At 31.7% G+C, this 21,719-nt stretch carries 22 protein-coding genes; 13 read left to right on the plus strand and 9 right to left on the minus strand.

Going from position 1 to position 21,719, the window contains the following annotated elements:
* Positions 1-41: 41 nt before the first annotated feature.
* The 8 genes from BLT80_RS17775 to BLT80_RS17810 all read left to right on the plus strand — a co-directional run bounded on the left by BLT80_RS17775 (position 42) and on the right by BLT80_RS17810 (position 5,617).
* Positions 42-407, plus strand: a complete 366-nt coding sequence (locus BLT80_RS17775; protein WP_092470739.1) for a transposase — start codon at positions 42-44, stop codon at positions 405-407.
* A 5-nt stretch (positions 408-412) separates the two neighbouring features.
* Positions 413-1,270, plus strand: a complete 858-nt coding sequence (locus BLT80_RS17780) for an IS3 family transposase (RefSeq protein ID WP_092470513.1) — start codon at positions 413-415, stop codon at positions 1,268-1,270.
* Positions 1,271-1,334: 64 nt separating this feature from the next.
* Positions 1,335-2,156 (plus strand): hypothetical protein, encoded by an 822-nt coding sequence (locus tag BLT80_RS17785; protein ID WP_092470514.1) that lies wholly within the window; start codon positions 1,335-1,337, stop codon positions 2,154-2,156.
* Positions 2,157-2,323: 167 nt separating this feature from the next.
* Positions 2,324-3,139: a hypothetical protein gene (locus tag BLT80_RS17790; protein WP_092470515.1), complete on the plus strand. Its 816-nt coding sequence runs from the start codon at positions 2,324-2,326 to the stop codon at positions 3,137-3,139.
* A gap of 150 nt (positions 3,140-3,289) precedes the next feature.
* Positions 3,290-3,523 carry a hypothetical protein gene (locus BLT80_RS17795; protein ID WP_092470517.1) on the plus strand — a complete coding sequence of 78 codons (234 nt, stop codon included), beginning with the start codon at positions 3,290-3,292 and terminating at the stop codon, positions 3,521-3,523.
* Between the two features lie 97 nt (positions 3,524-3,620).
* Positions 3,621-4,106 carry an SRPBCC family protein gene (locus BLT80_RS17800; RefSeq protein ID WP_175455644.1) on the plus strand — a complete coding sequence of 162 codons (486 nt, stop codon included), beginning with the start codon at positions 3,621-3,623 and terminating at the stop codon, positions 4,104-4,106.
* Entirely contained in the window at positions 4,096-5,184 is a 1,089-nt protein-coding gene (locus BLT80_RS17805; protein WP_175455645.1) for an acyltransferase family protein, read from the plus strand. Before BLT80_RS17800 ends, BLT80_RS17805 begins: the two co-directional genes overlap by 11 nt.
* Before the next feature lie 7 nt (positions 5,185-5,191).
* Positions 5,192-5,617, plus strand: coding sequence for a hypothetical protein (locus BLT80_RS17810; protein ID WP_139181101.1), 426 nt, complete (start codon positions 5,192-5,194; stop codon positions 5,615-5,617).
* Positions 5,618-5,644: 27 nt separating this feature from the next.
* On the opposite strand, the gene holA is transcribed toward BLT80_RS17810, so the two are convergent.
* Positions 5,645-6,652: a DNA polymerase III subunit delta gene (holA, locus tag BLT80_RS17815; RefSeq protein ID WP_092470740.1), complete on the minus strand. Its 1,008-nt coding sequence runs from the start codon at positions 6,650-6,652 to the stop codon at positions 5,645-5,647.
* Positions 6,653-6,784: 132 nt separating this feature from the next.
* On the opposite strand from holA, the gene BLT80_RS17820 reads away from it, so the two are divergent.
* The 3 genes from BLT80_RS17820 (at position 6,785) to BLT80_RS17830 (ending at position 9,186) form a co-directional block, all read left to right on the plus strand.
* Positions 6,785-7,234 (plus strand): type I restriction enzyme HsdR N-terminal domain-containing protein, encoded by a 450-nt coding sequence (locus tag BLT80_RS17820; RefSeq protein WP_092470742.1) that lies wholly within the window; start codon positions 6,785-6,787, stop codon positions 7,232-7,234.
* Positions 7,235-8,224: a glycosyltransferase family 2 protein gene (locus BLT80_RS17825; protein WP_092470525.1), complete on the plus strand. Its 990-nt coding sequence runs from the start codon at positions 7,235-7,237 to the stop codon at positions 8,222-8,224.
* Positions 8,225-8,328: 104 nt separating this feature from the next.
* Positions 8,329-9,186: an OmpA/MotB family protein gene (locus tag BLT80_RS17830; protein WP_092470527.1), complete on the plus strand. Its 858-nt coding sequence runs from the start codon at positions 8,329-8,331 to the stop codon at positions 9,184-9,186.
* Positions 9,187-9,256: 70 nt separating this feature from the next.
* Here the strand turns inward: BLT80_RS17830 and BLT80_RS17835 are convergent, their stop codons facing one another.
* The 4 genes from BLT80_RS17835 to BLT80_RS17850 all read right to left on the minus strand — a co-directional run bounded on the left by BLT80_RS17835 (position 9,257) and on the right by BLT80_RS17850 (position 14,498).
* A complete protein-coding gene (locus BLT80_RS17835) occupies positions 9,257-11,344 on the minus strand; it encodes a vWA domain-containing protein (RefSeq protein ID WP_092470529.1) in 2,088 nt (695 codons plus the stop codon).
* Between the two features lie 86 nt (positions 11,345-11,430).
* A complete protein-coding gene (locus tag BLT80_RS17840; protein ID WP_092470531.1) occupies positions 11,431-12,516 on the minus strand; it encodes an AMP-binding protein in 1,086 nt (361 codons plus the stop codon).
* Positions 12,517-12,519: 3 nt separating this feature from the next.
* Positions 12,520-13,461 (minus strand): CPBP family intramembrane glutamic endopeptidase, encoded by a 942-nt coding sequence (locus tag BLT80_RS17845; protein ID WP_092470533.1) that lies wholly within the window; start codon positions 13,459-13,461, stop codon positions 12,520-12,522.
* A gap of 2 nt (positions 13,462-13,463) precedes the next feature.
* Entirely contained in the window at positions 13,464-14,498 is a 1,035-nt protein-coding gene (locus tag BLT80_RS17850) for an o-succinylbenzoate synthase (protein WP_092470744.1), read from the minus strand.
* Between the two features lie 59 nt (positions 14,499-14,557).
* Between BLT80_RS17850 and BLT80_RS17855 the strand changes: the two genes are divergently transcribed.
* Positions 14,558-15,451, plus strand: coding sequence for a sterol desaturase family protein (locus BLT80_RS17855; protein ID WP_092470535.1), 894 nt, complete (start codon positions 14,558-14,560; stop codon positions 15,449-15,451).
* 7 nt (positions 15,452-15,458) lie between these two features.
* On the opposite strand, the gene BLT80_RS17860 is transcribed toward BLT80_RS17855, so the two are convergent.
* A complete protein-coding gene (locus BLT80_RS17860) occupies positions 15,459-16,574 on the minus strand; it encodes a glycosyltransferase family 4 protein (RefSeq protein ID WP_092470537.1) in 1,116 nt (371 codons plus the stop codon).
* 460 nt (positions 16,575-17,034) lie between these two features.
* Between BLT80_RS17860 and BLT80_RS17865 the strand changes: the two genes are divergently transcribed.
* Positions 17,035-17,826, plus strand: coding sequence for an SDR family oxidoreductase (locus BLT80_RS17865; protein WP_092470540.1), 792 nt, complete (start codon positions 17,035-17,037; stop codon positions 17,824-17,826).
* A 2-nt stretch (positions 17,827-17,828) separates the two neighbouring features.
* Here the strand turns inward: BLT80_RS17865 and BLT80_RS17870 are convergent, their stop codons facing one another.
* From BLT80_RS17870 to BLT80_RS17880, 3 genes are all read right to left on the minus strand, one after another.
* Entirely contained in the window at positions 17,829-18,497 is a 669-nt protein-coding gene (locus BLT80_RS17870) for an RluA family pseudouridine synthase (protein WP_092470543.1), read from the minus strand.
* A 15-nt stretch (positions 18,498-18,512) separates the two neighbouring features.
* Entirely contained in the window at positions 18,513-20,483 is a 1,971-nt protein-coding gene (locus tag BLT80_RS17875; protein WP_092470545.1) for a YgiQ family radical SAM protein, read from the minus strand.
* An 88-nt stretch (positions 20,484-20,571) separates the two neighbouring features.
* Positions 20,572-21,684, minus strand: a complete 1,113-nt coding sequence (locus BLT80_RS17880; protein WP_092470547.1) for a DUF2914 domain-containing protein — start codon at positions 21,682-21,684, stop codon at positions 20,572-20,574.
* Positions 21,685-21,719 lie beyond the last annotated feature (35 nt).

A 21,719-nucleotide genomic window follows, 5' to 3' on the forward strand; every position in this document is an offset into this window, starting at 1 on the left:
TTGACCCGTCCTGAAATATGTATACACTAAACCAAATGTATATGTATAAAAATGATGGATATGTAAGACGTTATAGCGAAAGCTTTAAACTCAAAGTTCTTGATGAACTTGCTAAGGGAAACCACTCTAAAAGACAAGTAGGATTGCTCTATGGCGTCCAATCCAGTACCATTAACGAATGGATAAAAAAGTACAATCGTAAAGATTTAATGAACACCCGTGTAATCGTGCAAACAGATGATGAACTTACCCGAATAAAAGCCCTGCAAAAAGAGCTTAAACAGCTAAAGGAACTTCTCATAAAGAAAGACCTCGATAAACTTATTGATGATAGTTACCTCACTGTGGCTGCTAAGAAACTAGGCTACAAAGATGCTTTAGAACTCAAAAAAAAACTAAACATCTAGCACTAATGGAGACTTTAGACAATAATCCAAAAGAAAGACCTTATAGTATAGCAACAATCTGTAAGGGATATTTCCTAACTCGTGATGCGTTTTATAAATACAAAAAGCGATACGTCAAGCGAATAAAGATTGAAAACCAAGTGTTGGAAATCGTTCATAAAAGAAGAAGGACTTTACCAAGAGAAGGCGCTCGAAAGTTGATGCGGTCCCTAAAAACGGACTTTAAAAAACACAACATCAAAATTGGTAGAGATCAATTGTTACGTGTCCTCAGAGATAATAATCTTTTGATACGGAGAAAGAAATATTCGTCCAGAACAACAAACTCACATCATAGATTTTACAAATACAATAATAGTATTAAAGATGTAGAAATAGTTAGATGCAACCAAGTGTGGGCTGCAGATATAACTTACATCAGAACTATTAAAGGATTTTGCTATCTAGCACTCTTAACAGATATGTATTCACGTAAAATCGTAGGTTATGATCTAAGTGACAGCTTAGAGCTAACCGGTTGTGTTAGGGCGCTTAAAAAGGCAATCTATCATAATAAAGGACTCAAGAATCTAACCCACCACTCAGACAGAGGAATACAATATTGCAGCAATGTATACACCAACGAGCTAAAGCGAAAAAAGATAGCAATTAGCATGACTGAAGAAAATCATTGTTATGAAAATGCCCTTGCAGAGCGGGTAAATGGAATTTTAAAAGATGAATTTTACCTCGACCAGACCTTTGCCAGCGTAGAAGATGCAAAAAGAGCAACTAAAAATGCAATCAAATTATATAACTCTAAAAGATTACATTTATCTTTAGACTATAAAACACCTAATAATGTGCACCAAAATGCAGCTTAATTTTAATCAATAACCTGTAGACGTATTTTAGGACGAGACATTTACAAAAACCAAGCAAACATCAATGAGATTAACAATTTTAATAACCACTTTCCTTCTCTCTCAACTGACCTTTTCACAGTCAATAGCAAGTTATAACAGCAATGCTACCAAATACGAAAAGAACGCGAATTTCACTCAAATTATTGAAAAAACGAGTTTTTATAATTCGGACGGAATTAAAACGGAAATTGAGCATAAGGACTTCAATAAATCAATGCAATTGACAAGCCTTAAAAGATTCGATGATAAAAACAAATTGATTTGGCTAAATATTTATAAATATGACAGTTTACAGAGAAGAGTTAGACTTGATAACAAAAGATGGATAAATGTAATTGGATATCAAACAAAACACACTGAATATAAATATGATTCAATTGGAAATTTTGTTCAAATAGATTATAATTCACAAAAGCAAATTTCGAATATCGCTCAATACTTCTTGGACAAAGAAAAAAACTTAATTAGACTTGAGAACTATAACGGAAATGGTAGTTTAATTGGTTATGAAACTGCAAATTATGATTTAGAAAATAATGTCGTGGTCGTTAATCAATATAATAATAAAAACGAGTTGGTCAATTCTAACAATAGAGCAATAAGTCATTCTGGAGAGAAAAAACAAAAGACTTCTAATAAATATAATGAACAAGGAGATTTAATATTTTACAAAAGAAATTGGAACGACAATGATAATGTTTGTTACACAATTGAATATAAGTATGACAAAAAAGGAAATTGGATTTCAAAAAAAAGATATAGCCATATTCAAACTGAAAGCGGCAAATTGAAAAAGAAAAAAACAAAAATGGTTAAAACGAGAAAAATAAAATACGGAGAATAAAAACGTACCCTAACAAAGTACTGTGCTAAAAAACAAGTAAAATCCCATTAATTTTTCACTAGCGTACTTTTATACGTTGCATCAAATATTAACCCAGATTTTGCGATAGCAAATGCTTGTTTTAGTAGCTTAATCACGCAACTAATCATACACATCAACGTTAAAAAATGAATAAAACAATATTAATATTCCTGATTTTAATAACAATTTTTTCTTGTAAAACAGAAGAGTCAACTGAAATAATTGTTATTGGAACACTTCATAAACCAGAATCTAATTTTAACTCAGAGATTCTCTTCAATATATTAGAAGATGTTCAACCTGATTTTATATTAGAAGAACTAGACTCTTCTTTTTTTACTTCAGATTTTAGACACAAAAATGTTTCAAATAGTAATGAACGTATGGCATCTGAAAAGTATATTGAAAATTACCCTACTGCTAAATTGAGACCATATGAATTTGAAGGTAGAAATGAATATAGGATAAATATTGGATCACGACCTACTGATGGATTAACAACAAAACTCATAGATAGTTTAAACAAAGTTGACCTATTATCTGATACAGAAGCCAAAATTCATAATAAATATAAAGCTCTTTTAGAACCATTAATAGTATTAGCTTCTAAATCACCTAAAAACTTCAACAACCCATCAACAGATAGCATTTGCTCAGAAAGACAGTATTATCAATACAACATGCTGACAAGAATAACGAATAAAAGAGATGAGTTCGCAACTCGTTTTCATACCAAACCAAATGGTGAAAAAATAAGTTACCGAGATGGATATCAGTTGGCTAGTGATTTTTGGGATTTAAGAAATCAAACAATGGCTAAAAATATAATGCGAATTTCTGAACAGAATCAAGGTAAAAAAATTGTTGTACTCTGTGGATTTATGCATAGATATTATATTTTAAGTGAATTGAGAAAATTAACAGAGGGCAAAAATATTATCATAAAAGAGTTTTACGAATAATAAAAACTGTTGCCAATAAAGTACTATGGAAAAAACACACCACATCCCAACGCAGTGGTACATACATAATGAATCATACACCATTACCAAAATTAAAAGAATAACATCAGAGACTACAAATAGTCTTATATATTACTATAAAATAACAAAATGATTATAGAGCAAGAACAAAAATTTAAAGAGGTACTTTCTAAAATAGAAGGGAAAATTAATGAACAAAGTTTTTTTAATAAGTTTTTGGAATTGTATCCTGACGTTTGGAAAAAACATAAATCTATCTTTTTTAAATTTAATAGAAGCAAACAATTTGGACAAACAATACCGTTAGCAAATCCTGAAGTTTCATTACGAAAAGAAATTAGGATATGGTTACAGAAACAATAAAAACGTTGTTATCAATTTGAGAAAAAAGCAAAAAGTCACTACATTGATAATTATGGTAATCCTTAATTGGGCATGTAAGAACACCGTTAATCTAGAAATGAAAACTAAAGATATGCTAGAGCATATAGAAGTGAGAGAATTAAATACTAATCATTGGCAAACCTATACAGATATTGTAATTGATGCTCCAATTGAAAAAGTATGGAAAGTTTTAACGGATTGGAATAACATTTCGAATTGGAGTAGCTCTCTTGTAGGAATTAATGGAAATACTCATAACAACGGAAAAGTTATGATTTCATACTTAGTAGACGGAAAAACATATAATACACCACATGTTTTTATTTATAAGGACATGCAAGAATTTGGATGGTCAGACCCTATGGAAGGAAGTTTTAAAGGATTGATGGACAATCACAGATTTAGAGTAGAGAAGATTTCTGATACGGAAACGCGCTTTATACAATCTGATGACTTTAAAGGATTAGGAAACAAAGACATGTCGGCTGAGCAAGTAGCCAAGATTACAGTGGAATTCTTCCCTATATTTAACCGAGAATTAAAAATTGAGGTTGAAAACTAAAGTTACAAATAGAATCTACCAATTAGACGTATTTCGATTTATTGCGGCTTTAATTGTTGTGCTTTATCATTATCTATTTAGAGGGTATACAGCAGATCATTTGTCTGATTTAAACTTTAGTGACATTAGTGACTACTTTAAATATGGTTACTTAGGTATTAATATCTTCTTTATGATTAGTGGTTTTGTAATTTTACTTTCTATTAAAGATCGATCGATACTAAAATTTATAATTTCTAGAATTTCAAGGCTGTATCCAATGTATTGGATTTGCGTTTTACTAACCTTCATGGTTATTCTATTATTTGGAGAACCAAGATTTACAGCAGAGTTTAGTCAGTTCTTTTATAACCTTACGATGTTTCATAATTATATCGGAGTCGAAAGTATTGATGGAGTATATTGGACTTTATTTATAGAAATGAAATTCTATATTTTCGTTATCGGTTCATATCTCGTCTTAAACAAATTAAAACACATAAAACTAGATTATCTAATTTATACCTGGCTGACACTATCCATGTTATATCTGTTTTTTAACGACCATTTTATTTTTAGAATTGGTAAATCCCTCTTTATACTAGACTGGAGTTCTTATTTTATTGCCGGAATTATTTTTTATCAGATTTATAAAAGTAAGTTGAATCTAAAATATGCATTAGTATTGCTAATTACTTTATCAATATCCATACAACACACTATTGTTGAGACAGCTAAAAAAGCGAGGCATTTTAATGTTGAATTCGATCCCTATATTGCTTGTGGTATAATTGTTCTCTTTTATCTATTAATATTACTTGTGGCTTGCAATAAATTGAAACACATAAATTCTTCTAAGTTCATTAAAATAGGAATGCTCACCTACCCGCTTTATTTACTTCATCAGAAAATTGGGTATATTATTTTTGATAATTTAGGAAATGACACCAACAAGTATGTCGTCGTAATTGCGACAACTTTATTCATGATCTTTTTATCCTTTATTTTAAGTGAGTTTTATGAACCAAGAGTGTCTGGTTATTTAAAATCTAAATTAAGACAGTTATCATCAAAGTATGTCTCAAAACCGACCAATTAAGTACGAGATGAAAGTGTTATTAAACAATATAGAAGTTACTAAAGAAACTCTCTTAGTAAACAGTGGTATGAACTACGGGAGATTCTATAACCATTATACCGAAGATTATGAAATTCAACTCAGCACTTCTGAATTTATTCACTTAATTGAAAGCGAGTACAATAACATTAGAAACGAAATAAAGATAGACGACCAACGTCATGAGGATGATTCAGATTTTAAGAGCACTAATTATTGCACATTATCAGAGCTCTTAGTTTATAAATCGGAGTTTGAAGCCATAGTCAAAACCTATTTAGATCAAATACTTTTTGATAAACTATTCTCTAATTCTGCAAGTAACACGTTTGTTATAAATAGCACAGAATCGGTGTCTGTAATTGAGAATAAGGTGGTTATAAGTGGCAAAGCATATCGGTTAGAACCCAAATAATAACAGGCTATTTTTAAATACTATTAACTATCCTAAAATCTTAACTAACAACTCTTTAAGCAAGTCACCTTGAGGTATTGCATTAGCACCAACACCTTTGCTTTTTACATCTGTTTCGCGAAGTAAACCAATTATATAGCTCACTTTTTTCATCGGATAATTTCTAGCAGCATCTAAATATTCGTTCACAAAATAAGGGTTCACCTTTAATGCCGAAGCGACACTACGAGGATTTCTATCAGACATACCATGAAGATGTAATAATTGTGAAAAGAAGCCGAATAACAACGCTACAGAAACCACTATAGGATTGTCCTTTGGATTTTCTGCAAAGTATTTTGCTATTTGGTGCGCTTTTAAAACATTACGCTCTCCCACGGCCTTTCGTAATTCAAAATTATTAAAATCCTTACTGATTCCAATATTTTGCTCAATATGATCTGGAGTTATTTGTGTTCCTTCTGGTAAAACAATTTTGAGCTTATTAAGTTCGTTATCGATTTTGCTAAGGTTAGTGCCAAGAAATTCAACCAACATCTGAGCCGCTTTTGGCGAAATATTATAATTCTGACCCGCTAAAACACGTCTAATCCAATCGGCAACTTGGTTTTCATACATTTTCTTACTTTCGAAAACAATACCACCGTGTTTATTAATTGCCTTATATAAAGCCTTACGCTTATCTATCTTTTTGTACTTATAATTAATAACTAAAACCGTTGAAGGTTGCGAATTAGCAGCGTATTGCGCCAACTGCTCTATGGTTCTACTTAAGTCTTGTGCTTCCTTAACAATAACAACTTGGCGTTCTGCCATCATCGGATAACGCTTAGCATTACTCACAATGTCATCTATAGTGACATCGCGCCCATAAAGCACCATTTGGTTGAATCCTTTCTCGGTTTCGTCCAAAACATTGTCTTCAATATAATCTGAAATCTTATCTATATAATAGGCTTCTTCTCCCATTAAAAAATAGATAGGCTTAAGATCTCCCTTTTGTATTGCAGCTACTAATTTTTTTACGTCGTCCAAAATTGATATAAATTCCACTAATTAAACTCCCAATTCCAATTGCTAATATTAAATAATATGGATTTTGGTAATCGAAAATTGTGATTTGTGGTATTCTAATTTAACTTTGAAAAAAATTAGTGATTCTAAGTGTTGCAAGATCTCAACTTTCCAAAGTTTGAATACCGTTTCAAAAGTACAGAAAATAAAGTTTCTATTTTTGATGTCGTTCGGAAAAAATTCATCGTCCTTCAACCCGAAGAATGGGTGAGGCAACATTGTGTACATTATTTAATGACGGTTAAGAACTACCCTAAATCATTGATTAATGTTGAAAAAGAACTGATTATAAACGGCTTAAAAAAACGTTACGATATTGTCATTTTTAATTCGGATGGTAGCATTCTTTTAATAGTAGAATGTAAATCCCATAATATCAAAATAGACCAAACGACCTTCGACCAAATTGCACGATATAACCTGGCTTTAAATGCCTCGTATTTAATGGTGACTAATGGTTTAAATCATTATTATTGTGAAATGGATATGAATGCTGAACGATTTTCGTTTTTAAAAGACATCCCTAATTATACTCAAAAGTAAATGCTACAAACCAAGAACTTAGCGATTGTTATTTTAAACTGGAATGGAAAAGCCTTACTCGAACAATTTTTACCGTCTGTCATAAAACATTCTGAAGATGCTATAATTTATGTAGCAGATAACGCGTCAACCGATGATTCGGTTACTTTTGTTTCTAAACACTTTCCTACTGTAAAACACATTCAAAACACAGAAAATGGTGGCTATGCAAAAGGTTACAATGATGCTTTAAAACATATAGAAGAACCTCTACTCTGCTTATTAAATAGTGATATTGAAGTGACCGAAAATTGGCTTCAACCCATAATGTCCGAATTTAATAGTACTACTACTGCTATCATTCAACCTAAAATTTTGGATTATAAAAATAAATCTCATTTTGAATATGCTGGTGCAGCTGGAGGATTTATAGATAAGTATGGATTCCCATATTGCAGAGGCCGAATTTTTGACACCATAGAAGAAGACCACGGACAGTACAACGATACCAAAACTATTTTCTGGGCTTCAGGAGCTTGCTTTTTTATAAGAAATGAGGTTTTTAAAAGCTTAAAAGGTTTTGACGAAACCTATTTTGCGCACATGGAAGAGATTGATTTGTGTTGGAGTGCCTTTAATGCTAACTATATAACAAAGTATGTTGGTAATTCAACGGTATATCATGTTGGTGGTGCCACCTTAAATAATACGAACCCTAAAAAAACCTATCTCAATTTTAGAAATAGCTTAATAACTCTATTAAAACACACCGATGCTCATGTTCTTTTTAGAATAATGTTTAAAATGGTATTGGATGGTATTGCAGCTATACGCTTCTTATTTCAATTAAAACCAGCTTTTTTCTTTGCTATTTTAAAAGCACACCTATCATTTTATTTTAGTTTAACACGACTTTTAAAACAACGAAAACAAGAATCTAAGCGTTCAGGGTACTATGAAACAGTGTCTATAGTTTGGTCTTATTTTATAAAAAAACGAACGCAATTTTAATTGTTTATAAAACTGTTAAAATTTATGTTAATCCATGACCTACGGACTTTTGTTTTCCATAATTTTGTTATGTTAAACTTAACAATTTAAACTAGAGTTCAATTATGAAAAAATTAATGTTATTAGGTGTTTGCTCAATGGTATTTTTGGCATCTTGTGTGTCTAAAAAAGATTATTTAGCACTTGAAGCACAACAAAAAGAAACCCAAGATTTATTAAATACTGCAACCGTTAAATTAAATAGTTGTTTATCTGACGTAGCTGCGGCTAATGCAAGAGTGGAAACCATGAAGGACCAACTTGCTGATTTACGTAAGTCAAATCAAGATTTAATTGATACCAAAGGAGACTTAACAATCTTAACTAAAAAAGGATCTGAAAATCTTGAAAAGTCTTTAGAAAGCTTAAAAGAACGTGATTTAAAAATTACAAGATTACAAGATGCATTGACTAAAAAGGATAGCGTAACACTTGCTATTGTTACTAGCCTTAAAAAAGCCGTTGGAATTAACGATCCAGACATTGAAATTAATGTTGAAAAAGGTGTGGTATTTATATCTATTGCTGATAAATTATTATTCCAAAGTGGAAGCTACAACGTTACGACAAGAGCTAACGAAATCTTAGCGAAAGTTGCTAAAGTAATTAATAGCAAACCTGACTTTGAAGCTATGGTAGAATCTCATACTGATAATTTATCTTACAGTAAACCACCATTGTTAGACAACTGGGATTTAAGTGTTAAGCGCGCAACATCTGTTGTTAGAGTTTTAGAAAGCTTAAATGTTAATCCTCAGCAGTTAATTGCTGCTGGTCGTAGTTCTTATGTTCCTTTAGTAGACAATGACACTGCTGAAAATAGAGCAAAAAATAGACGTACGCGTATTGTTGTAATGCCTAAAATTGACCAATTCTATGAAATGGTTGAAAACGAAATGAAAAATTTATCTGAAGGAAAATAATCCTAATAGATTTTAATATTGAAAAGCCCAATGCGTTTGCATTGGGCTTTTTGTTTTTTATGAGTTCCTTCTAATTTATATTATCATAAGATTTTACTAACCTTATAAACTCTGCTCTATAACCATCCTTATCATCTCCTCTACCCCCTTCTGCGAGTTCAAGCACTTTAGACGACGATGTATTATTAGAATATTTAGAATGTCTCAATTGCATACCAAATAATGCGACAGCTGATGCAAAATTCATATCATTAGAAGCCTCACTTATTTTATTCTCCTGTATATGAATCATTTCAATACTCTTATCCTCATTAGGATTTTTGTATCTGAATTTTACTGTAAACAATTCATCATCGTAATGAGAAGCTACTTCAGATTTAGTGTATTTTAAATCTGGTACCTTTTTAAGGTAATGACTTTTCACTCCAGTCGGAATTATTTCATATAAGGCTGTAACGGTATGTCCACTTCCCAACTCACCAGCATCTTTGGTATCATCTACAAAATCCTCATCTGCTAATAATCTATTTTCGTACCCAATTAATCTGTAGGCCTGGACTTTTTTAGGATTAAATTCGACTTGGATTTTTACATCCTTTGCTATTGTGAATAAAGTACCACCGAATTCTTTACCAAATACCTTCTGTGCTTCTTGCATATTATCAATGTACGCATGGTTTCCGTTTCCTTTATCCGCTAAAATTTCTAATTTTGAATCTTTATAATTGCCATAACCAAAACCTAAAACAGACAAGAATACTCCAGACTTTCGTTTCTCTTCAATTAAGGCTTGCATCTCATTATCACCTGAAGCACCTACATTAAAATCTCCATCCGTAGCTAAAATGACACGATTGTTTCCTGTTTTTTTGAAATTCTTTTCTGCTAATTTATAGGCTAATTCAATGCCTGCTCCTCCTGCTGTAGAACCTCCGGAATTCAAATTGTCTAATGCAGCTAATATGGTTTGTTTTTTATCACCCGATGTTGGTTCTAAAACTACACCTGCAGCTCCAGCATACACAACAATAGATACCTTATCTTTTTCACGAAGTTGATTCACCAAAAGCTTAAATGCACTTTTTAATAATGGCAATTTATTCTGCGACCCCATAGATCCTGACACATCAATTAGGAATGTTAAATTAGATGCTGGCAATTTATCATTGTCATACGTTTTGCCTTGTAATCCAATTCTAACCAATTGTGTGTCTTTGTGCCATGGTGTCGTTACAACTTCTGTATTTATAGAAAATGGGTGTTCATCTGTTGGTTGTGGGTAATTATAATTGAAGTAATTTACCATCTCTTCGAGCTTTACCGCATTTGGAGGAATGGTTTCACCATTATTAATCATGCGTCTAACATTACTATAACCGGCTTTATCTACATCTATAGAGAAGGTCGAAAGCGCAGCAAGTTGAGTTCGTTTAAATGTATTCTCTTCAATTTGAGTATAAGATTCATTCAGAAAATTATCAATATCATCAAAATTAATCTTGTTTTTATGGCCTTTTGTTCTTAATATAATAACACCTTTTGTGCCTTCATAACCATATACAGTGTTTCCTTGACGCGCATTTAAGATTTCAATATGCTTAATTTTATCTGCTTTAATATTTCTAAATTCATTTTCAGAAATTGGCTTTCCATTTAAAATATAAAGCGGTTTTTTTGAATTTGCTGAAGCAGTACCTCTAATAACAATATTTGATGATGTTCCTGGTGTTCCGTTTGAATTCGTAACTGAAACTCCAGACACTTTTCCTGAAAGCTTTGAAGCTAGAGTTGGTCTTGGCTTAGAGTAATGTGTATAGCCATCTCTACTAGAAGTTCCATAACCAACGACAATGACTTCATCTAAAGCGTTATCTGATTCAAGTGCTATATCATAAATTACACCAGATCCAATAGTAACATTTTGAGTTTGCATACCAATATAGGATACCATTATAATGTCACCAACATTAGCTTTTAGCTTATACTTCCCATCAAAATCAGTTTGAGCACCAATTGAACTTCCTTTAATAATAACACTAGCTCCTGGCAAAGGTAAACCATCACCTGCAGTTGTTATAGTTCCTGAGATTGTTTTTTCTTGAGCTATTATGTATCCTGTAGATAACATAAAGCATAAAATAAGCACTAGATTTTTCATAATAGTTGATTTATAAGTTTTTGTAAACCTATAAACAAATACTAAAATGTAAAACCTACAATGAGTAAACTCCCTGTTTGAATGAGTTAACTCCCTAAAACAGCTTTTATGGTTTTTTTACGTTGAATTTTTCCGTTTACTGTTTCTGAGAATTTCGCTATAGTGTAAATTTCCTTAGGGACTTCAAACTTATTTAGAGTCTTTAATTCTTTAATTGCTTTTGCAATTTCTTCTTTAGAAACTGACGGATTTTCAACTATAAGAATCAGTTTTTCCCCTAAAGTTACGTCATCTTCACCGGCCACTATATAACGTTGTTTAATCGCTGGTTGTAGTTTATCTTCTATCTGTTCTGGAAATAATTTTACTCCACCAGAATTTATAACATTATCAAAACGTCCAAATAACTGAAAACTTGTTTCCGATTTCAACTCTACAATGTCATTAGTAACTAACGCTTCCTCTACCAACTTTGGAGCATGGATAACTAAACAATTTCTGTCATCTTGTTCGAAAGTCACATTTTCTAAAGCCTTAAAATAAAGCTCTTTTTCGGCTGTCTTAGATTGTAACTGTCTTACGGCAACATGTGTTACGGTTTCCGTCATTCCATAAGTTTCATAAAACTTAGGCTCACAGTTTTTAATTTTTTCTAATAACGGCTTAGTGACTTTAGAGCCACCAACAATAATCGATTTTATATTCTGTATATAATTAATGGTATGTTTTAATTGTAATGGTACCATAGCACAGAAGTCATAAGTCTTTTCGTAATCAAAAATAGGATGTGCAGAAGGCTCTACAAAATCAATTTCTAAACCTAAAACTAAAGCACGTACAAACATCATTTTCCCTGCAATGAAATGACTTGGTAAACAATCTAAAGCTTTATCCCCTGGCTCTAATCCAAAAAAGTTACCTGTAGCAATGGAAGAATTCACCATTGCTTGTTTCATTAATTTAATCTCTTTAGGATGTCCTGTAGAACCTGAGGTTGTTACATATAAAAAATCCTTATTGTTTAGCCAATCAATTAAAAAATTCCCAGTTACTTTTTCATAGGGCTCTCCTTCTTTTATGAGACTGTAAGCTACTTCTTTAAGTTCTTCGTGACTAAAATGAAGTCCATTAAACTTAAAACGATTGTGTACTTTGTTATATTCTGGTGTCATATTCTAGTCAATTATTTTATAATTCTCTTTTGGTGGCTCTTCTACTTTTCCGAATAATTTATCTTTCCAGTTAGTCCAGCCGTATTTTTTTGAAAGTATTAATAACATTAAAGGATAAACGATTAAAACAGGTAATATAATTTCTGAAATTGATCCTAATTCTGGTTCAGATGTATCTTTAAAAAGAGCATCGGTTTGCAACGCTGTCCAATCTGCTGTTACTAACAAAGAAGCAATTAGATTATTGCCTAAATGAAATCCTAGAGCTAACTCTAAACCTTCGTCCATTAAAGTCATAATTCCTAATAGTAATCCTGTTCCTACATAGAAAATCATCATCTGCCAGAAGCCGATTGCCCCTACCTCTGGATTTGCACTATGCGCAATTCCGAATAAAATTGATGTAAAAATTAAAGGAAACCATTTATTCTTAACTAAAATACCTATATGTTGCATTAAATAACCTCTAAAGAGATACTCTTCTAAACCTATTTGAAACGGAAATAAAAGAATACTTATTATAAATAAAATTGAAAACTTAACAGGATTAAATTGAAATTCAATTTCTGATGAATCTATAGAATACATTATAAAAAAAGAAACAACTGTATATATTGTAATCATTAAAAACGAAAATAAAATTCGTTTATAATCTACCTTAAGTCGTGTTGTTGTTAATGACAAAAGGCTTCTTTGATGTACAAATTTTACTAAAATAAATAAGAGCCCTAGCAAAAATACAAATGGCAATAAATTGATGGCTAATATGACATTTGCAGGTAAATTCCAACTTTTCATGGCATCCATAGCCGCATCTAAATCACTGGGATCTGACACTAAATAAAACACAAAATTGCTAATAAAAATACCCGCAACCAAAAAGGTTGTTAGGATAAACATCCAAAGTTCACGCTGACCTTTATAGGCTTGTTGAATATAATTCATATCTAAATACTAAATTTCCAATTCTGTTTTAAATCGTTATGCAAAGTTCCGTTTTTTACATGTAATGGAGAAGGAAAATTATTAGTAAATAAACTTCCAGTTCCTAAACCTTGAGGCATGGTGTTTTTTAATGTATACGTCCATTGTGCTATGGAGTTCAACCCAATATTACTTTCTAATGCACTAGTAATCCACCATTTTATATTTAAGTTTTTTGCCATGTCAATCCATTGTTGACTACCTGTAAAACCACCAACCAAACTTGGTTTTAAAATAATATATTGCGGTTGTATAGTTTGTAATAATTCTTGTTTTTTTTCTTCTGTGAACACGCCTATTAATTCTTCATCTAAAGCAATTGGCAATGGCGTTTCCTTACAAAGCTGAGACATCACTTCAAACTGCTTTGGTTTTATAGGTTGTTCTATAGAATGTAATTGGTATTTTGAAAGTCGTTTTAACTTTTCTAAAGCATCTTTAGGCGAAAACGCTCCGTTAGCATCAACTCTTATTTCAATATCTGAAACTGAGAACTCTTTTCGTATAGATTTTAAAATATCTAATTCAGTTTGAAAATCAATCGCTCCAATTTTTAATTTAATACAGTTAAATCCTCCCTCAATTTTTTCTTTGATTTGGGTTCGCATAAAATGGTCATCTCCCATCCAAACTAAACCGTTTATAGGGATGTTGTCCGTTCCTTTGGTGAAATCTGAAGGAAATAATTGAAATTGATCTGTACTTTCTAAAGATTTGAATGCGGTTTCCAATCCAAATTGAATACTTGGAAATTCAATTAATTCATCTAAAAGTTTTTCTAAGCCAAGATGGATGTTATGACAAGTCCATTTTAATTTGTCCTCAAAATCAGGCCGATCATCTATAGATAAACCTCTTAAAATACCGCACTCGCCTACTCCGTTATTAGCTTTGTGTTCTAATAAGATAAACCACGTCTCCTTTGTGGTCATTACACCTCTAGATGTGCCGCTTGGACGTTTAAAGTCTAGAATGTATTTATAGTAGGTTGCTTTAATCATAGGTATCAAAAATAGTTAATTATTTTCGTAATTTAGAGCACAAATAACTACTGATAATGCCAGATTTTCCTAATATCATTCTTTATGCCATACCCTTTTTTATATTGGCAATGTTGTTAGAATTATATATCACTACAAAACAACACATTAACACCTATAAAACTAAAGATGCCTTCTCATCTATAGCCATGGGATTAGGTAATGTGTTTTTAGGTTTTGCTAGTAAAACTATTGTGGTATTAGTGTTCTTTTGGGTTTATGATAACTTTAGATTATTTACAATTCCTGTAGCTTGGTGGTCTTTTATCTTAATATTTTTTGCTGATGACTTTGCCTATTATTGGTTTCATCGCGTTTCTCATGAGTGCCGCTTATTTTGGGCATCACATGTGGTTCATCATTCTTCAGAACATTATAATTTAAGTACAGCACTTAGACAAACTTGGTCTGGTAGTTTCTACACGTTTATATTTTGGCTGTGGTTGCCGTTGTTAGGCTTTCATCCAGCTATGATTCTGCTACAAATGTCTATTAGCTTGTTGTATCAGTTCTGGATTCATACGGAAGCCATCAATAAAATGCCAAAATGCTTTGAAGCTGTTTTTAATACTCCATCGCACCACAGGGTACATCATGGAAGTAATCCAATTTACTTAGACCGAAACCACGCAGGAATTCTAATTATTTGGGATCGCTTATTTGGGACGTTTCAACCTGAATTGGAGGACGAAAAAGTTATATATGGTTTAGTTACAAATATTAAAAGCTACAACCCAATAAAAATTGCTTTTGTTGAATGGTGGCAACTTTTGAAAGATGCATCTACAGGGCGAATATCTTTAAAACACCGATTACTCTACCTCTTTAAACCTCCCGGTTGGAAACACGACGGAAGTGGTAAACTTAGTCATGATTTAAGGCAAGACTGGCTGAAGGAAAACGAGAACTAATTTTAATTTATTTGGTTAGATTATAAACTTTTACTAATTCATCTACCATTGATTCTTCTGAAAAATTATTAATAGCACGTTGATAGGCATTTTCACCTAATTCTTTTAATATTTCGGGATTTAAAGTGATTTTTTTAATGATATTTGCTAATTGCGAAGAATTTTCAGATTCAAATAGGAATCCATTTTCACCTTCAATAATTTGGTCTTGAGCTCCTTCAATATTTGATCTAATTACAGATTTTTTCATCATCATAGCTTCTAAAGGGACCAATGGAAAACCTTCAACTCGTGATGGAAGAATTAATACATCTATCATATTATAGATATCTGAAGGGTCTCTAAAAGGAATTAAGGTAATTAAACTTCTGAGTTTATTTTCATCAATTAAACCATTCAGCCAATCCATATTACCATTTCCAAGAATTATGAGGTGGATTTTTAAATCTTTGCAGTTTTTAAATGCATTGATTAAAATATCAATTCCTTTACGCTTATTTATAGTGCCAACAAAACCAAAAACAATCCGGTCTTTAGGTATATGATTAATTTCTTTTAATCTAATTATGGAATTGTTATCAAGCACATTTTTATGATCTTTAACACCATTGAAAATAAGTTTGACTGCATTTTTTTTATAGTTATAATTTGAAATCAAACTCGATTCTAATTCTCTACTAATCGCTATAACATAATCTCCTTGTCTATTAAAAATATGTTTAGGAATTTTCATATTGTGATGCGTTACAATAAATTTCTTTCCTGTTAAAAATCTATAGATAGCAGCTAAGTATGTGGTTACAGGATAATGTGCGTGTATAACATCGGGTTTAATTTTATACAATTGAAATAATGCAAATGGAATTGCAAATAGATATGAGACTAATTGTCGAAATCTCGTAAGAAAATTAATCTTATTGTGTAAAGGGAAAGGAAGTTTAATAAATTGAACTCCTGTTAGTTCAGCTTTCTCATATAATAGATTCGCATTATAATCGCCACCTGTACCTCTAGATAAAATATAGACACTATGACCTCGCTTTAAAAGATTATCCGCTACTGCATACATATGCGTAGTAGAACCTTCAGCTGGTAAGTATCTTGCTAAAAAAACAATTTTCATAATAATCTAAAAAATGATCAAACTCGTTTATAGAAATTCATATTTTTAATTGATCAAATTTATCTATTTCACAATAGAATCATAGCAAATATACATTTGTTTCAAAAAACAAAACAAAACAAAACAAAACAAAACAAAACAAAACAAAACAAAACAAACAGTAACTCTTTATAAACTATTATTTTATAAATACTTAGTATTACGCAAATCGATTTTTACAATTAATATACAAAGATATATCTTTAAATTTTGCTTTGAAATAATAATACTCAAAAAATGTGGCACTTATAAAATGAATTTAATAAAGTTACTTGTTATTTTTTTACATTTAATTTCTAGATTGAAACTTTACTAATTTCTAACACTTGGTTGGATACATAATTCAAGTGTTAATTTCTATAATAATTTACATAATGACTGTTAGTATTGAAAATTTAAGAAATAGTTAGAAATATAATATATGACATTTACTCACAAAGTTATTTGGATTACTGGAGCCTCAAGTGGTATTGGGAAAGCATTAGCTCTACAATTATCGCAACTAGATTGTAAGTTAATCTTTTCCTCGAGACGCGAAACTGCCTTATTGGAGGTAAAAACAGAATGTTCCAATTCTGCCTCTATTGAAATTCTTCCTTTTGATTTAGCTGATTATTTAAATATGAAACCTATTACTGAAAAAGCGCTATCCTTTTTTGGTCATGTAGATATTCTAATTAATAATGGTGGTATTAGCCAAAGATCTTTAATAATTGATACGGACATTTTAGTTGACAAGAGACTAATGGATGTTGATTATCTCGGAACTGTTGCTTTGTCTAAAGCCCTTTTACCACATTTTATAGCCCAGCAATCGGGTCATTTTGTAACTGTAACAAGTCTTATGGGGAAATTTAGTTCTCCATATCGTTCTGCCTATTGTGGAGCCAAACATGCGTTACATGGCTTTTTTGATGCGTTGCGATTAGAACATGACAAAGACCATATAAAAGTTACTATGATTTGTCCAGGATTTGTGAATACAAATGTGGCTATAAATGCTTTAACTGGTGATGGTTCATCGCAAAGCACGCAAGATACCGCTACAAAAAACGGTTTAGAAGTGTTCGTATTTGCCAAACGTATGCTTAAAGCCATCCAAAAAGAGAAGTTTGAAGCCTATATAGGTAAGGGTGAAACTAAAGGAATTTATCTTAAGCGATTTTTTCCTCGTTTACTTCATAAAATCATTTTGAAAAGTCAGGTGCGGTGAGCTTAGATGGATTTAAATTTCCAAAATTTATTATGAGGTAATGGTGCTTCAAAAGTTTTCATCTCTTCAGAACCAGAATCTTTATAGGTTATTTTCCAAGCATGAAGACAAACAGCCAAAGGAAAATAATATTCAACTGATCCATATTTTTCATCTCCAAGAATAGGAAGTCCAATATGTGCCAATTGCGCTCTTATTTGATGAAACCGACCTGTTTTTGGTTTTATTTCTAAAAGGTAACCGAAATCGTTTTGGTCAATGACTTTATAAGAAAGCATACAATCTAACGTCTCTTTCGATTTTGATGTAACGATGTCTGCCCTTTTTTCTAAATTATTCTTCACGAGAAAATTAACTAAGGTCCCTTTACTCTTTATAGGCTTGTCTTTAACAATTGCCAAATACGTTTTTTGAACTTTTCGGCTACTAAATAACGTATTAAACGCTACAAGAATGCTTTTTTTCTTAGCGAAAATTATCACACCACTTGTGACGCGATCTAATCTATGAATGACACCAACATAAGGCTTTCGCTTACTTTTTATAAAGTGATTGAATACCTGATTCTCAACAGTAAGATTCTCGTAAGGACTTTTTTCTGTAATAAGTCCTGCTACTTTATTAACGATTATATAATCGTTATTCTCTTCTATTATTTCAAGATTTGACATTAGAATACACTTTTTTTAACGTCTTTTTGGTCTTGATTTACGTTTCTTTTTTCGACGAGAACCATTTGAAAAATTTGAATCCGTAGAAGGAATAGCATCATCGAACGTGTTTTTAACCGCTTTAAGATTAACACTTTTCCATCCTTTTTCCTGACTTTCTGGTAACAACACATTTAATAAATCTTGCCTACCTACTTTATTCAAGGTCTTTCTAATCCAATCCTTGTTTTCCTTTTTATACCAAAAGAAGAAACGATGTTGTTCCTCTTTTTCCTTTCGAGATTTTGGTGTTTGCGTTGGTTTTAGAGTATATGGATGATAACCACTATAATAGATCACTGTTGCAACTGTCATTGGTGTTGGAGTAAACCCTTGGACTTGCTCTAACTGAAACCCCATATCTTTAGTTTCCGCAGCCAAATTCGCCATATCTTCTACTTCACAAGCTGGATGATTTGAAATAAAATAAGGAATTAGTTGAAGTTTTAAATCTTTCTTAATATTGATCTTGTCAAAACGCTCTTTAAATTTATGAAAGTATTTAAACGATGGCTTACGCATCAACTTTAGTACAGGATCAGAAGTGTGCTCTGGCGCCACTTTTAATCGTCCAGAAATATGATTTGTCATCACTTCTTCTGTGTAAGCATCTAATTCTTTTGGATCTGCATTTTTATTGAATTCTGGTACCAACATATCATGACGAATACCACTACCTATAAATGATTTTTTTATTTTAGGATGCTTATCAACCGCTTGATATAGTTCCGTTAACGGCTTATGAGAGGTGTCTAGATTGCTACAAATTACAGGCGAAATACAAGAAGGAGCTACACATTTATCGCAAATAGATTGCACCTTTCCTTTCATCTTATACATATTGGCAGAAGGGCCGCCAATATCTGATAAATACCCTTTAAAATCGGGCATATTGGCCACTTTATCAACTTCTCTTAAAACCGATTCCTGACTACGACTCGCAATAAATTTGCCTTGATGGGCGGAAATGGTACAAAAACTACAACCTCCAAAACAACCACGATGAATGTTAATGGAAAACTTAATCATTTCAAACGCAGGAATTGGGCCACGCTTATTGTATTTAGGGTGTGGTAATCGTGTATAAGGTAAATCGAATGAGGCATCAATTTCTGCTTCTAACATCGTTGGAAACGGTGGATTAATAACCAATTGTCGCTTGTTAACACCTTGAAGAATTCGTTTTGCGTTTAATTTATTCGATTCTTGCTCAATTATTTTAAAGTTAGAGGCAAATTTCTTCTTATCTTTTAAACAGATATCATGTGACTGAATTTCAACATCTTCCCAATTTTTATTCTTTGGAAGTGATTCATCGCTATCTAATAAAAAAGCGGTTTGTTTAATCGTTTTTAAACTCGAAAAAGGTACTCCTTTTTGTAACAACTCTACTATTTCTCGTAAAGGTTGTTCTCCCATTCCATACACCAACATATCTGCTTTAGAAGTTTCTAAAATAGTTGGCATTAGTTTATCACTCCAGTAATCGTAATGTGTTACACGACGTAAAGACGCTTCAATACCTCCTATTAATACAGGAACATTTGGGAATTTTTCTTTTAAAATATTAGAATATACAGAGGTCGCATAATCTGGTCTAAATCCTATATCTCCATTTGGTGTATAGGCATCTTTATCGCGACGTCTTTTACTCGCTGTATAATTACTAACCATAGGATCCATACAACCACCAGTCACTGCAAAGAATAATTTTGGAATTCCTAGTTTTGTAAAATCTTGTAAATTGTCGTTTACACTAGGCTGTGGTACAATAGCAACTTTAAGTCCATAACTTTCTAAAATACGGCCAATAACTGCAGGTCCAAATGATGGATGATCCACATATGCATCTCCACTAAAAAGTATAACATCGAGCTCTTGCCAACCTCTAATTTTAACTTCTTTGTTTGTTGTAGGTAACCAATCTGTAAGTTTATTCATTTTCATAGTGCTGCAAAGATACAGTTAAATTCGATTACCTATTAAAACCTTAAAAAATTCAATTATAATTAGATAATCAAAAATGTTTTTGCTTTTAGAAATTCTTAATCACTAACGCTTCAGGGTTAAGCGTATTACTTATTATAATTTCAAAATCAACCACACCTATAATTAACTCTTCTTCGGTTATAACTTCAACTTTCCATAAACCTTCCTTTATATTGTTCTTAACGGTATAACCGCGATAGCCATCATTTCTACCTCCAGTAATATCAAAACCTATATCTTCAACAATCTCCCAGTCATCGGTTTGACTATTAAACCATTTCCAGCGATGAAATATTGATTTCTCTATATGAGTTGGGGCAAATATTGATGAAAAGATGTATACACTTTCTCCTGGACTCGTTATAAATTTTAACCGATGCATTCTCCAGAATATATACCATTCTTCTTTTTGATAGCTAACCGAATATTTATTGTTATCGACTTTAATATGATGTGCTACAATGCCATTTTCTAACGCAAGTGGTACAGGAGGAATAAGATTATAGAAATAAAACAAATTAATGATAGTGTACATTCCGAAAACGATTCCTACAATTTTTGCAAGTTTTATCTCAGCTCGTGTCGTTGGACTTTTATAATAGATAACTAAGATTAACGTCAGTGTGAGAACTAGGCTAACAACACCAGATAAAATAAAAATACTAGTATTCATCTTTTTTAGTAATACAGGGATAATGAAAGAGAAAAAAGTAAAACTGATAAAAAAATATACACTAAACTGTAAGTATTTATTAGAAATTCTTTTCTTAAGTAACTCGTTCGCAAAAAGTAACACGAGTAATATTATAAAGAAAGACATGGTTTTAGAAAGCGAAACACTTCTTGAAAAATAGATAACATAAGCACTTGAAAGTGCTCCAAAGAAAAACTGAATCGCTAGTGGATAGTAGTCGCGATAGCGTTGAAGAATTGTAAGTCTCCATTTAAAATCATCCGCTAAATTATAGAGATAAAGTGTTACACTCAACATTGTCATGTGTGAACACAAAACAATGGTATCATACAACCTATCCACACGTCCTAAAGTCAACGTATCAAAAATAAATCCCCCAATAAAAAATATAATTGGGGCATATTTTTGATGTTTTTTTAGAAATCTGTGAAAAGCACTTTTTCTAAATTTATCTAATGTTCTCATTGAAATTCAAATCGCACTTATAAATTTAATAACTA

The sequence above is a fragment of the Winogradskyella thalassocola genome (genome assembly GCF_900099995.1).
Taxonomy (GTDB): domain Bacteria; phylum Bacteroidota; class Bacteroidia; order Flavobacteriales; family Flavobacteriaceae; genus Winogradskyella; species Winogradskyella thalassocola.